This window comes from Corynebacterium sp. TAE3-ERU2 (genome assembly GCF_019209955.1).
Classification (GTDB): domain Bacteria; phylum Actinomycetota; class Actinomycetes; order Mycobacteriales; family Mycobacteriaceae; genus Corynebacterium; species Corynebacterium megadyptis.
Genome location: NZ_JAHUTL010000004.1, coordinates 103,495 through 117,405, shown reverse-complemented (window position 1 = coordinate 117,405; position 13,911 = coordinate 103,495). Strand labels below are relative to the sequence as shown.

The following is a 13,911-nucleotide window of genomic DNA, read 5'->3' as shown; positions in this document are numbered from 1 at the left end:
TAGGACCCCTATACGGGGGTATTGTCGGAGGTCTCACCCCTCTTATTTTGTTGTACTAATTGCTTAATCTCTTTCTTATTTGGGGGATTTTAATGGTGTATATAACCCCATTAATGGGTGCGAATTACAGGCACCCGAACGCGCAGACCCCACCCGCGGCCGCCCGGCGCAGAATGCGGCACTGGACGATACGAGCAGCGATCACTACACGTACGCAGAACGGCAGACACCGCAATTGAATGCTGTTTAAGATATTCGATAGATCCATCGCGGATCGCTTCACCCATATGAGCCCTTGGCCCCGAACAAGCAGGAGAAACGTGTCTCAACAGCAGGTAGACGTAGCCATTATCGGTGCCGGAATTTCCGGCATCGCCACCGCCTACTATCTCTCCCAGATCCCTGGGTTGAGCTGGGTGATCCTCGATGCCAAGGAGGATCTTGGAGGCACGTGGCACACCTTCTCCTACCCCGGGCTGCGCAGTGATTCCGATATCGATAGCTACTGCTTTTCCTTCGAGTCCTGGACGGGCAGCCGGCCTTTGGGCACCGGCGAGGAGATTCTGCACTATCTGCAGCACACGGCCCAGCGCCACGGACTCGCCTCCAAGATGCGCTTCGGCGCCCAGGTGCGCGAGGCGGCCTATGACAGTGCCACCCAGCGCTGGCAGCTGCGCTATGTGGATAGCGCCACCGGCGAGGAACACCAGCTCAACGCCCAGTTCCTGCACGCCGCGGTGGGCTATTACGATCACGCCCACTCCCACCAACCCACGCTTCCCGGTGAGGAGAACTTCACCGGCACCATCGTTGATCCCCAGTTCTGGCCGGAGGATCTCGACCTCCGCGATGCCGCGGTGGCCATTGTCGGCTCAGGGGCGACAGCCGTCACGCTCGCCCCAGAACTCGCCGCGAAGGCACGCCACGTGACGATGATCCAGCGCACCGTCAATCACGCCGCCGTCATGCCCAACTCCACTCCCCTCCAGCCGCTGCGCTCGGTATTGCCACAGCGGGGCGTGGATGCCCTCGATCGCTGGCGTGCGATCGGCACCCAGGCGCTGACCCTCAAAGCCTCCCAGTTCGCAGAGGATGCGGTCACGCGCACGCTCGCCTCGCACCGCCGCGCCATCATTGGCGAAGAACTGCACTCCCAGCACTTCGAGGCCTCCTACCCCCTGTGGACCCAACGGGTATGCCGTGTGCCCGATGGCGATCTCTTCCACGCCATCGCCGCCGGCGATATCAGCGTGGTCACCGACACCATCGATAGCCTCAGCGCCCACCACATCCACACCAGCGATGGCACGGCCGTGGAGGCCGATGTGCTCATCAAGGCCACCGGGCTGCAGCTCAAGGCTTTGGGCGATATCGCGCTCTCCGTGGACGGTGCGCCGGTTCATCCCGGCGAGAAAACCGCCTGGCGCGGCATGTGCCTGGATGGCGTCCCCAACTTCAGCTTCACCCTGGGCTATGTGAATGATTCCTTCACTCTCCGGGCCGAGTTGGTGGGCCGCTATCTGGCCCGCATGATCACCCATCTGCGCCAGCATGGCCTCGGCTCCTTCTGCCCTACGACCCCGCCGACTGGGCCCCGTAGCCGCATCATTGACCTGCAGAGCAACTATGTGGAGCGCGGGATCGCCCAATTCCCCGCCGTCACCGACACCGCACCGTGGACCCTGCGCAATGACTATCTGCGCGAGGTACGCGATTTCCGCCGCACCGACCCCACCACGGATATGGCCTTCGCCCCCGCCAGTGCCGCCCCGGGTGCCGCTGCCGCAGCCGATCCCGCCGCAGCCCCCGATGAGTCCGCGGACCCAGCGCAGCAGCCGCCGGCATCGGAGCTGCCCGCACCACAGATGCTGGACACCTCCCATGGTCAGCTGCGCTATCGCCACATCCCGAGCCCAGCCGAGAGCCTGCCGGTGGTGTGCATCCACGGCATTGGCCGCGGCCTCGAGGACTTCGACACCCTCACCCGCGAGCTACAGCGCACCCGCCCGGAGGACGCAAACGCGCCGGATCTTGAGATCCTCAGCCTGGATATTCCCGGCTTCGGCGCCACCCCGGCCCTGCGCCCGGAGAACACCCTGCCGCTCATGGTGGAGACGCTCTGGGAGGCAGTAGATGAGCTGCTCGGCAGCGAGCGGCCGGTGGTGCTCGTGGGCCATTCCTTGGGTGGGGCGCTGGTGCAGCGCATGCTTGCCGACCGCCCGGCGCGCTGTGCTGGGCTGCTGCTGCTCGCGCCCTCGGGCTTTTCCACGGAGATCACCCCGGTGGTCAAGGCCGCGGCCGTGCCGGTGCTGGGCCAGCGCCTGATGTCGATCGCGCATCCGCGGGTGGTGGCTGCCGCGGACAATGTGGCCGTGCACGATCCAGCAAGCATCACCGAGGAGCAGCGGGCGCTGTCTCTGCGCTGGGCGCAGCATGAGGACCGAGCGAAGACCTTCGCCAGCATTTCCCAGGCGTTGGTGGGTACTCCAGCACCGCAGCGCATGGCGGCGGCCCGGCAGTGTGCCCGCACCTGCCGCGCGCACGCTATCCCCGTGGGCGCCGTCTGGGGCAGCGAGGATGCGGTGCTCGGAATCGGGCAGCTGGATAACCTGCGGGCGCTGCACGCCGATCCGCAGGTGACGGTGCTGCCCGGTTGTGGGCACATGGTGATGAATGAGCAACCGGCGGCCACCGCCGCCGCGCTGCGCGCCCTTAGCCAGCAGCTTTCTACCCCGTAGCTCTTTGCTGCGGCGGCCGCCGCTAGCGGAAGGGCACCTCGCCGATGGTGCGGCGCAGCTTTCGGGTGCGGAGCCGGCTCTTATCCTGCGCGAGGGATTCCACAGCCCGCACCGCGCACATCACATGCGCCTCCTTCGAGGAGGAGTAGAAGGCCTGCGCCCCGCTGGGCAGCTTGGGCACCGCATGCAGCGGCAGATCAGAGACCGAGAGCAACGTGCCATAGGGAATGCGATAGCGGTAGCCATTGGTGGCCAGCGCCGAGGATTCCATATCCACCGCCACCGCAGTGGAGCCGCGGAACATCTCCCACAAGGTGGTGGGGGTATGCCACTCCCAGTTGCGATCATCAGTGGAGAGCACCGTGCCGGTGCGCATCAAGTTTTTGTCCTCGCCATAGATATCGCGCACCGCGCGTTCCAGCGCCCGCTGCACCTCCGGCACGGCGGGAATCGGCGTGGACAGCGGAATACGATCATCCAGAATATGGTCGCGCCGCTCATAGGCATTGCCCAAAATAAGATCGCCGATGCGCATGCGCCCATCGAGCCCCGCGCAATGGCCGATCATCACCCACATCTCCGGGCGCAGCACCGCCAAACAATCCGTGGCCGTTTTTGCATTCGACGGCCCCACCCCGATATTGACCATCGTCAATCCATCGTCATTGGGCGCAATGAGGTCATAGCGCGGCATCTGATAGTGGCTCTCTAGGGAGAGATCCTCGATGCTTATCGACGCCGCCTCCTCACGCGATACCCGCGTGCCATCGGGAAGCCACAGCTCGGTATAGCGTGAGCCCTCCCGCACCAGCTCATGCAGGGCATAGGCCACGAACTCGCGGGTGTGCATGGCGTAGTTGCTGAAGAGGATGAAGTTCTGCACCCCTTCGATAGGGATGCCGGTGTAGTGCTCGATGCGCTTAATGGCGATATCGAAGCGCTGCGGGGAGAAGTGAAACAGGGGGCGCTCATCATTGCCCTGCTGGTGGAACACATCCCACTTGGCGTCGATAATGCCATCATCGACAAAGTCCAAGCTGGGGCGCGGCAGCCGCACCCCGAGCTGGAGCGCCTCCTGCAGTTTCTCGGAACGATCCAGCCCATCGATATACTCCGGCGGAATCTGCTCGCGAGAATAGCCCACATGAATCGTGCAGGGATAATTACTGACCAAGCGTTCAATCATCTCGGTGAAGTAGCGGCCCATTACCCGCGGCCGCGACACGCTGGCGCAATAGCGCCCGGCCGCATCCACATAGCCAAAGGGCTGGGCGCGATCGATGGGGCGCCAGCTGTGGACGTCGATCACCAATCGCGGATAGCGCACATTCTCATACTCCGCCCACTGGGCTGAATCGATCACCCGCGCAGCGAGCCGCGTGGAGGCGTCGTAAAGCTCGCACAAGCGCTCCACTGCCTCCTCGGCGGAGGCACACACCCGATAGCCGCCAATTCCCTCTGCCTCTGACTCTGAAGGGGTGATGGTCTCGCCATCGGTGTTGGCCATAATGCGCGCTCCTTAACTTCAGATTTCTATAAGCTAGGGCCCACACTACCGTGTACACATATTTCTGCAGGACTTGCGGATTAGAGCTGCGATTCCCCACGAATCGCGTGATGACCAGTAAGAAAGGGATAGACGGTTTTCATGAAAAAGCTTCCAACCGCACTGAGCGCATGCCTCGGCGCCTCCCTCCTGCTCGGCGGGATGACCATCCCCGCAGCGCAGGCTGATGAGGGGCTGGAATGGGGCCCCTGCCCCACCGGCAGCGGTACCGCAGAGCGAGCGGTGTGCGCCACCTTCTCCGTGCCGAAGGACTATTCCGACCCGAGCGCCGGCAGTATCGAATTGACCATGAGCAAGCTGCCCGCCACGGGCGAGCGCAAGGGCGTGATCGCCGGCAACCCGGGCGGCCCCGGCGGCGATGCCCTCGGCATGTTTGCCGATACCACCCCCAAGGACGGCGTGAGCCAGAAGGTGCAGCTGCCCGACGATGTGCGCGCCGCCTATGACCTCATCGCTGTGGAGCCGCGCGGACTCAGCTACGGCACCCCGCTGACCTGCAACAGCGAGAATATCCCGCCGATCACACTGCCCGGCACCACCTTCCAGAAGTGCGAGCAGACCCAACCCGGCTATACCCGCACCATCACTACCGATAACACCGCCCGGGATCTCGAGCGCGCCCGCCTCGCCCTCGGCGAAGAGCAGCTCAACCTCTACGGCGTGTCCTATGGCGGCTCGTTGATGAGCACCTACGCCACCATGTACCCCAAGCGGGTTCATAAGTTCCTGCTGGACTCCAGCGTCGCCCCGCAGGACCGCTGGTTCGCCCTCGGTGCCAACCGCAAGGCCATCCGCCAAGAAGCCATCTCCGCCTTCTTCAGCTGGACCGCAGACAATGATGACACCTATCACCTGGGCACGACCTCCCGCGAGGTATATCAGAACTTCAGCCGCGTGATCCGCGATAACCTCGGCGTGACCCCCGCCCTGAAGCCCCGCGAGGCCGAGGCAGCGGATCTCGGGGCCAGCGGCTCAGTGGTTCTCGACGCCCTCGCCTCCGCCGCCGCCGGCAACGAGCAGATCGAAGACGTAGCCCTGCTGCTGCTCAACCTCTATGACTGGACCCAATGGCGCGGCGAGACCTTCGCCGATGCCATCTCCAACAGCGGGGACTTCACCGCCGCAATGCGGATCGCCCAATCGGTGGGCCCGATCAACGTCGCCATGTACTCCGAGCAAGCATGGCCGGAGCTTGCCGAGGCACTCTCCCACTCCGCGGCGCACACCCCCGCCGCACCGCTAGAGCTCGACCTCGGCGAGGCCACCGCACAGCCCACCCCGGAGGAGCAGGAGGCGATGCAGTTACAGGCGATCACCATGCAAAACGTGGACCGCGCCATCGTATGTAATGAGAACACCACCGCCCCCGACCCGAGCCTGATTGCGCCCTTCTGGGAGACCAGCTTCACCGGCGGTGACTTCATCGACCTCAATGGTGATCTTTTGGGCAGCGGCCAGCACTGCCTCGGCTGGCCCGAGCCAGTGGCCCCCGCTCGCCCGCTGAGCGGCGAGAAGCTGACAACCGCGCCACTGAATCTGGGCTACTCCAAGGACTCCGCGGTAGGCCCGCACGGCGCACCCAGCATGAAGGAAGCCATGGGCGGTGAGCTGATCACCCTCAGCGGCTATAGCCACGGCGTGCTCATCAACCACCCCGCCCACGTGGCTCCGGCGGTCTCCGCGTACTTCCGCTAAGCCGCCCCGCTAGGACCGGCTCCCCAGAATGCGCGCTGCATAGTGCGCCTGCGCGAGGTGCTGGATGGCATCGTCGATAAGCGATACGATCCGCACCCCGCGGGTGACCGGCGGAGTGAAACTGGTATCAATCACCTCGTCGAAATCCGGCCCCGACAGCACATAACACTGCACGTCATCGAGACAGGCGTGCACATAACTCATCAGCCCGCGCACATCCTCTGCCCGATGCACCTGGATGGCGCGGGCTTCAACATCGCTATGCGCATAGCCCATACCATCGCCCAGCTCACCGAGACCCAGCTGCCGCCGCAGCTCCAGGGTGTGCCACAGCTGGGGCTGGCCGCTCAGCTCGGATAGCTGAATATCCAGCATCCGGCCGGTGTGCCACAGCAGCCACGCCAGCGAGTTGGGGTGCCCGCCCGGCGCGCGGGAGGCGGTAGCGGCATCGACCTCGCCGAGGGACTCAAGGCTGTCGTGGGCGCGGGTGATGAACTCGATCAGGATTTCGTCTCGTGTCATAACCCCACCGTATCGGCGACGGGGACAGCATGGGGATTCGCAGGGGCGATGCGATATGGAAGACGATCGCTATTTATTCTTCGCTTTTTGTCTCGCTCGCGGGACTGCTTTCGGTGAGAACCCCGCGCACTAGGTCAAAGAAGCAGTGTGCGGTGACTGCTCTCCTCGCGCGCCGCCCACGACGGCTGCCTATACCGCGACACCACCGCCGCATCCCATCTGTGGCTGGGACTACTGCAGGCTGAGGTGACAGCTGTTCTTGGGACGTGCTCTGAGGTGGTGTTCTTTGGGCGCCTGTGCGATCGATACACACGATGAGTATGACCGAGGACATAGAAGGTGATCGTGGGGAGTCTAGGTATCCTGGCTTGAGCACTCTCATCCTGGCCCGTATTCACACACCACACGATGTTCACCTGCAGTACTCAAACACAAGAGCTCGGGCCCACTGACTGAATGGTGGCTGTGCCACCGGAACCAGTTCACCCAACAGCGACACGGCAGTGCGGGCTGAGAGCGGCCTCCACGCCGCGCACCGACGCGCAATAGACACCACCCACGCTCCGCAGCCCGTAGCGCACGCTTTTATCTCTGCATACACAGCCGGTGGCAGCCCTTAGAGATAACTGGGTAGCGGGGCTAGGCCACACGAGATGGTAAGGCTCATCCCCGCGTGTCCGGGAAAACTGCGCTCGCAGTTCCCCACGATGGCCGAGGAACGGCTCATCCCCGCGTGTGCGGGGAAAACAGTCTGCGATGTATTCCAGGTGGCGTCGGACTGGGCTCATCCCCGCGTGTGCGGGGAAAACGCATCGGCGACGCCTCATACCGCCTAGACGGGAGGCTCATCCCCGCGTGTGCGGGGAAAACATCCTTTCGCGGTCGCTAAGCACCGCGTAGAGGGGCTCATCCCCGCGTGTGCGGGGAAAACCCGCCATCTGCCAAACGATAGAGAGGGGGTGAGGGCTCATCCCCGCGTGTGCGGGGAAAACTACCCCTCGCCATATACGTCGCCATACCCGCCGGGCTCATCCCCGCGTGTGCGGGGAAAACAGCTTCACGACCGGCCTCACCTACGTCGGCGCCGGCTCATCCCCGCGTGTGCGGGGAAAACTTGGGTTCCTTTCAGTAGTGCGTCGATCGCGCCGGCTCATCCCCGCGTGTGCGGGGAAAACCATTCCAGGCGCGCGGCAGGTCGGGGCGTGGGGGGCTCATCCCCGCGTGTGCGGGGAAAACCAACATCGCATGGCTCGCCAGCATCGCCGCATTGGCTCATCCCCGCGTGTGCGGGGAAAACGATACGGGTGAGAATGTCGCGGTCGGGGTCGAAGGCTCATCCCCGCGTGTGCGGGGAAAACGTACACCTCGGGCCAGTAATCCGCTGGAAGATCGGCTCATCCCCGCGTGTGCGGGGAAAACGATCGTAGCCGAGATTGATGAGCACTACCCCGAGGCTCATCCCCGCGTGTGCGGGGAAAACACAGGTGCGGGGGCATCAGCACGCCCCCGATACGGCTCATCCCCGCGTGTGCGGGGAAAACGGTGTTTCCGTTCGAGGCTATGTGCAGTCATTGGGCTCATCCCCGCGTGTGCGGGGAAAACACATCGCCGAGTACTGTGACTGGGAAGCACGCGGGCTCATCCCCGCGTGTGCGGGGAAAACAGTCCTAGCCCGCCACTGGCCACACATCCCCAAGGCTCATCCCCGCGTGTGCGGGAAAACGCACGGTGGTGTGTGTCGGGGCTGCGGGGTGGGGGCTCATCCCCGCGTGTGCGGGGAAAACCCATCCACATCGGAGAGCACCGCGGCGACGTCCGGCTCATCCCCGCGTGTGCGGGGAAAACATTCGGGAGAGGGCGTCCGGGCTCGCTTGGCGCGGCTCATCCCCGCGTGTGCGGGGAAAACCGCTGGTTTCTATGATCTGGAGGCTGCCCGGAAGGCTCATCCCCGCGTGTGCGGGGAAAACATTCGGGAGAGGGCGTCCGGGCTCGCTTGGCGCGGCTCATCCCCGCGTGTGCGGGGAAAACTTCAGTGCCCTATCAACGTACCGCTTGAGCAACGGCTCATCCCCGCGTGTGCGGGGAAAACACGGACAGGTGGATAACCCGCCGGTGTTTAAGGGGGCTCATCCCCGCGTGTGCGGGGAAAACTCCCCGATGCCGTCCGGTATCGTGTCTGTCCCCGGCTCATCCCCGCGTGTGCGGGGAAAACATAGTCCACGAGCTGTTTTGAATGCCCTGCTCGGGCTCATCCCCGCGTGTGCGGGGAAAACCACTCCCAGTCGAGGAAATAGCCCAGCGAGGGGGGCTCATCCCCGCGTGTGCGGGGAAAACCTCACTCACGCCCCCGATCGGCGGTCCATCCTCGGCTCATCCCCGCGTGTGCGGGGAAAACCATTGTTGAACAGGCTGTTCATTGGTGTGGTCCGGCTCATCCCCGCGTGTGCGGGGAAAACATCGGGATGCGGCCCCTTACACGCCTTTTCCAGGGCTCATCCCCGCGTGTGCGGGGAAAACCCAGTCACAGTGCCCTCGAACGCGCGCAGCAGGGGCTCATCCCCGCGTGTGCGGGGAAAACGCCTGCCGGTTTTGGGGCAGGAGCGGGGGTCTGGGCTCATCCCCGCGTGTGCGGGGAAAACAGTGCTTTCTCTAGGTCCTGCAGGGGTGTGCCCGGCTCATCCCCGCGTGTGCGGGGAAAACCACCCTCACCAATCACGGCTACGTGATCGGCACAGGCTCATCCCCGCGTGTGCGGGGAAAACGAGCCTTGGCCCGGCTGCCAGTGCACCGCCTGAGGCTCATCCCCGCGTGTGCGGGGAAAACGACGCCCAGTACAACGCCACCCTAGAGGCCACCGGCTCATCCCCGCGTGTGCGGGGAAAACGATTATGCGCGCTGTGACGTTGCCGATTCGTCGGGCTCATCCCCGCGTGTGCGGGGAAAACTCATCCGGCCCCGCGGGGTTCAGCGGTGCGAGGGGCTCATCCCCGCGTGTGCGGGGAAAACTCGGCACGGTGGCCCCCGCTATCTCTGATTTCAGGCTCATCCCCGCGTGTGCGGGGAAAACTTGCTGCCCCCATCTTCAGCCTCCTTCTCCTTCGGCTCATCCCCGCGTGTGCGGGGAAAACCCGTCAATCCACCTTCACCCGCGTCACCACCGGGGCTCATCCCCGCGTGTGCGGGGAAAACGGTGGTCCTTGAGGCCGAGCACCACATTCCCCGGGCTCATCCCCGCGTGTGCGGGGAAAACCACCAGGCTAAAGGCTCCGATGCGCTCAAACTGGGCTCATCCCCGCGTGTGCGGGGAAAACCTTAATGTGAATCATGAAGTCTTCGTCAGACTCGGCTCATCCCCGCGTGTGCGGGGAAAACGAAGGCTGGTGTGGCCTCGCAGTCGATCGCGGGGGCTCATCCCCGCGTGTGCGGGGAAAACCCAGCAATGACGCCAGTAGAAGCATTCCGCCGGGGCTCATCCCCGCGTGTGCGGGGAAAACACTTAGTGAGCTGGTGAAATATTAGCTCCTAGCTCAGAATAGCTACAACTTGTAGTGGGAAGTTTTCACCTCGATCTGTAAGTGCGGCGTTGGCGTCGGGCATTACTCCATCCAGTACGTCGCCGTGGAGTGTCCGTCGCTCCAGGGCGAACCATCAAGGTCAGGCCTTCGAAGTCACGAGGCATCCATTTGTGGCGATGAGTCCTGAATTCGAAGCCCTGCTCGCAGTCAGCGGAATACACGAGAAGGGCTTGTCCATCTTTACAGAGGCCTACGGTCCTATCCCACAGCAGGTCACGGATCCGGGCTGAAGGAGTTCCCACAAACGTGCCCGGCGCAATCTCCATGAGCCACTTAGTCAGATCTCCCCGTAAGCCTGCAGGACACGCTGTTACTACGAGAACGATCATGATGAACTCGCCGGTTCAGCCCAGGAAACACCCGAGGACACAAGCTCCAATTCACTCCATAGCAATAACTCCGCATCCGCGGTCAGGACATCATCACTGAGATCGAAGAGAAACTTAAGATCCCTGACCATCCTAGGCAGCAGCCGCTTCTCAGTAACGAGATCCCGTAACTTGCGACGAGCAGCTGAACCTGGATCATTAGCCCCCGCAGCCACCGCGTCGAAGGCGGCAGGGATAGCAACTTCAGCTTTGTATAGGTCTGCGATGTCGTACACGAAGGCCCGATCCGTGCCAGTATGAACGACCCCTAAGGAGGGCACAAATCCTAATCCCGCGACCACGCCGTGCGCTATCCCGTACAGAGCTGCGCTAGCAGACGTCAATCCTTGATTGATCGGATCACCTGAGTCGAAGTCATTCGGATCATAGGATCTCCGTGACCACGGCACTCCCGTCCGCCGAGCCTCACGGGCGTACACCTTTTTCATACGTGCGCCCTCTCGGCCTCTGAGTTGTGACATGGACAAGGCCGATACCTCTTCATCAGGAAAACGCAACCCATACATCTTCCTCGCACACTCCAGTCTCTTGCGCTGATTGCTCACAACAGAGGCTTGGACCTCCGCCATACGCGCAGACTTCGCCGGAGGGCGACCACTCGCATAAAAGCGCACACCTCGCTCACCAACCCACACCACGCTGACGCCGGCATCACCCAGCAGGGCCATCCCGGCATAGGTGACCTTGGTCCCAGGTCCCAACATCAACACTGTCAGCATGGTCGCTGGCACGTGCGCAATGCCTCGCTGATCATGCACCGTCAAGGCATTTCCATCGCGACTGACTACAGCACGCTCGATATAGAGAAAGGACAATCGATCGCTGAACCGAGCTAATGCTTGGCGTTCGATGGGCGCGGCGCTTGGATTAGGCATTATCGGCTGAAACTTTCGCTAGGGTCATGAGCCCGCACCCATAAGCACGGGCGCGACCAATTCCCTGCGTAAGTGTCTGCCGCAGTATGTCCGCATCCGCCACCTGAAGTACACCGGAGAAGCGCGCCTGCGCAATACGAACGCGATGTCCCGAGCTACGCCGCCCTTTAGAGAAGGAGACCATTCCTCGCTCCATCACGCGGGGTTCTGTCACAGCCTTCAACGCTTGCTCGGACGAATCAGTGTTTCGATCAGGCAAAACAAATCCGGCATTGGCAGACCTCTTGTACAGCCATTCAAGTTGGTGAGTAGCGGATACGTGTGCTTTCACCTTGCCTCTCTGTCCCTTAGTGGGCTCCGAATACGTCGGATTCGCCACCAGCTCGAATCTCCAGAACTGGTTTTGACGGAGACTACTGAGCATCGGCTCATAATCAGCTGTCTCGGCAGGTCGTGTAGACCATCCAGCCTGTTCCACCAGCGGCGTGCAAGTAGGAGTCTCGGGGCCAACGATATAGAGCCGGTGCTCATGCCCTTGGCTATCTACTCGCCACAAAATACGTTCATGCTGATCGTCGAGATCAGGGGGAAAACAAGCCCGTACCGCGGCATGCATGGACTGCGGATCAGTAAGAAGCTTCCTTCCCTCCCGTGTGCGGGGGTTAAGCAACAAACGGGTAAACGTGGTCATGCCTGCACCACCGATTCAAAGAAGGGATCATGGCCTCTATTCGCACGGCCTAACGGATTAGTCATCTCCACATCATCGACTCTCACTTCGTATCTCCAGGCATAGGATCGACGCTGAGGGGAGAAGGAGACAGGCACATCCTGTCGTGCAACGGCACCTGCTTCACTTGGAAGCGCATCCCTGTACACAGCTAATCCAGCTGTCTGCGGACATTCCTTTTTGTAGGTCTCGGTCGCATACCACGTTGGGTGCTCACGAACCGCACTTTCTGCTCCACGATCAACAATGCCGATTACAAGGCCTGGATGGACGGGGCACGACCGCCGCCCCATGTAGAGCGGATAAACGGGATTGCGCAGCGCCCGCTCATATTCTTCAAGCACCACGCGATCCTCCGATTCAAGAGCCAAGACAAACGCCGCGTCGGAAAGAAAGTACCGAGTCGAGAGCATGGCAGGTGCGCTGGGCTTCTCTAACCACGGCTGTGCAGTTTGATAATCCCGCAGCAAGCTTCCCTGCTGATCAACACGCGTCGCCATCGTCAAATGGGCAAGGTCTTCAACAGATTCATCCCGACTCCGCCCCTGGGCTGCTGCAATAAGCCCCACGACACCAGACTTAGTGGGAGTAGCTGCAGTAGCCCGAACCCTATAGCGCGATTCATCGCCCCATGCCTGTAGTGGACCTTTGAGGAGCACCATTAGCGAGTGCGCCATCACTGATCACCCAGGATACGACGAACATCGTTGGCCACCTTCTCACCCATCTCGGGACAGGTGACAGTTTCAGCAAGGTCGCTGAAAGACTCGTCCAAACCTGATAGCCCCAGTACATAGGATGCCTCGGGCACGAGTCCATAGACAGTCCGAACGTCAGTGGCCTCCTGTGCAAGGCGCTCGGCAGCCACCCTGCGGCGATCCTTCCCGTCCTGAGCCTCAACCGGGGTTTCGAAGCTGGAGACAAGAGACACTGGACGGCCACGCCTTACCTCCACCAGCACGAGCTCGGGCAGGGTGTTGTGCGCAAAGGTCGTGACTTTTCCTGTGGGCAGCGACTGGATGAACGCTTCAATAAAGTGTTGGATTGCCTCGATAGCAACGTCCTCGGAATCAAGGTTCGCGACAAGGCCATCAACATTAACGGATGCATAACGATACAGCGTGGAGGACATCATCTGCACCGTTCCAATCATCCCGGCACCAGTTTCCTCACCTTCTTCAGCCATATCATCGACCGCAGTGAAATAGTCGAACTCAGGGGCAGAGGAGTGAACTCCTAATGCGTGGGCGACCTGAACAGCAGCATCCACATTGAACGCAGCATCATCGGCGACCATGCGACCGAACAATGCGATGTCCACGGAATGCTCGGTATCCAGAATCTTTTTCGCATCACTCTTAGGGAGCTTCTCCCCCTCGCTCGCGAGGAGCGCCTCTACGGCATTATCGATTTGATGCTTACTGAGGAAAAGAAGGTATCCCGTTCGCGGGTACGGGCTATGCTCCTGCTCACCTTCACCCTCAGCCTTCTTCTTGGGCTTGTCGACGGCAGTCTTGATCCCAGCCTGCTTGAACAGCATCTCTGTCCGACGAATAGCCTCGTCCTGCTCCACACCATGCGCTTCTAGGCGCTTGGCAATGCTCTCTGGCAGTCGCCGCGAACGAGCGCCCACGGCTGCGGAATCGACATGCTGGTCGAAATACTTGCGCATCGCCCGCTTCCACGACTGCGAGGACACTCGCTGCCGCGAAACTCCGCCGAAGATCGCCGATTTTGGGGCACCCGTGTCATCACGGTTGATGAGAGACGGAGGAACAGTGTGCAGGGAGTGGATATCGATAAAGAGACTCATGGAATTA

9 protein-coding genes and 1 CRISPR repeat array are annotated in these 13,911 nt (G+C 62.1%); of the genes, 2 read left to right on the top strand and 7 right to left on the bottom strand.

The genetic code is table 11. The features are described 5' to 3' along the window. The first annotated feature begins 320 nt into the window (after positions 1-320). Positions 321-2,738, top strand: a complete 2,418-nt coding sequence (locus KRX12_RS06865; RefSeq protein WP_218366152.1) for an alpha/beta fold hydrolase — start codon at positions 321-323, stop codon at positions 2,736-2,738. Between the two features lie 22 nt (positions 2,739-2,760). On the opposite strand, the gene amn is transcribed toward KRX12_RS06865, so the two are convergent. Continuing rightward, positions 2,761-4,245 carry an AMP nucleosidase gene (amn, locus tag KRX12_RS06860; protein ID WP_255550138.1) on the bottom strand — a complete coding sequence of 495 codons (1,485 nt, stop codon included), beginning with the start codon at positions 4,243-4,245 and terminating at the stop codon, positions 2,761-2,763. Positions 4,246-4,386: 141 nt separating this feature from the next. On the opposite strand from amn, the gene KRX12_RS06855 reads away from it, so the two are divergent. Further along, positions 4,387-6,000, top strand: coding sequence for an alpha/beta fold hydrolase (locus KRX12_RS06855; RefSeq protein WP_218366151.1), 1,614 nt, complete (start codon positions 4,387-4,389; stop codon positions 5,998-6,000). A 9-nt stretch (positions 6,001-6,009) separates the two neighbouring features. Here the strand turns inward: KRX12_RS06855 and KRX12_RS06850 are convergent, their stop codons facing one another. From KRX12_RS06850 to cas7e, 6 genes are all read right to left on the bottom strand, one after another. After that, entirely contained in the window at positions 6,010-6,522 is a 513-nt protein-coding gene (locus KRX12_RS06850) for a DinB family protein (protein ID WP_218366150.1), read from the bottom strand. 660 nt (positions 6,523-7,182) lie between these two features. Beyond that, a CRISPR array of direct repeats spans positions 7,183-10,016; the repeat unit is 28 nt; unit sequence GGCTCATCCCCGCGTGTGCGGGGAAAAC. A gap of 65 nt (positions 10,017-10,081) precedes the next feature. Next, positions 10,082-10,426 carry a type I-E CRISPR-associated endoribonuclease Cas2e gene (gene cas2e, locus KRX12_RS06845; protein ID WP_218364800.1) on the bottom strand — a complete coding sequence of 115 codons (345 nt, stop codon included), beginning with the start codon at positions 10,424-10,426 and terminating at the stop codon, positions 10,082-10,084. Then, a complete protein-coding gene (gene cas1e, locus KRX12_RS06840) occupies positions 10,423-11,361 on the bottom strand; it encodes a type I-E CRISPR-associated endonuclease Cas1e (RefSeq protein ID WP_218364801.1) in 939 nt (312 codons plus the stop codon). Before cas1e ends, cas2e begins: the two co-directional genes overlap by 4 nt. After that, entirely contained in the window at positions 11,354-12,052 is a 699-nt protein-coding gene (cas6e, locus tag KRX12_RS06835) for a type I-E CRISPR-associated protein Cas6/Cse3/CasE (RefSeq protein WP_218364802.1), read from the bottom strand. The genes cas1e and cas6e overlap by 8 nt, the downstream gene beginning before the upstream one ends. Next, positions 12,049-12,768 carry a type I-E CRISPR-associated protein Cas5/CasD gene (cas5e, locus tag KRX12_RS06830; RefSeq protein WP_218366247.1) on the bottom strand — a complete coding sequence of 240 codons (720 nt, stop codon included), beginning with the start codon at positions 12,766-12,768 and terminating at the stop codon, positions 12,049-12,051. Before cas5e ends, cas6e begins: the two co-directional genes overlap by 4 nt. Continuing rightward, complete coding sequence (gene cas7e, locus KRX12_RS06825; protein ID WP_218366149.1) at positions 12,768-13,904, bottom strand: type I-E CRISPR-associated protein Cas7/Cse4/CasC; 1,137 nt, start codon at positions 13,902-13,904, stop codon at positions 12,768-12,770. Before cas7e ends, cas5e begins: the two co-directional genes overlap by 1 nt. Between the last annotated feature and the right edge of the window lie 7 nt (positions 13,905-13,911).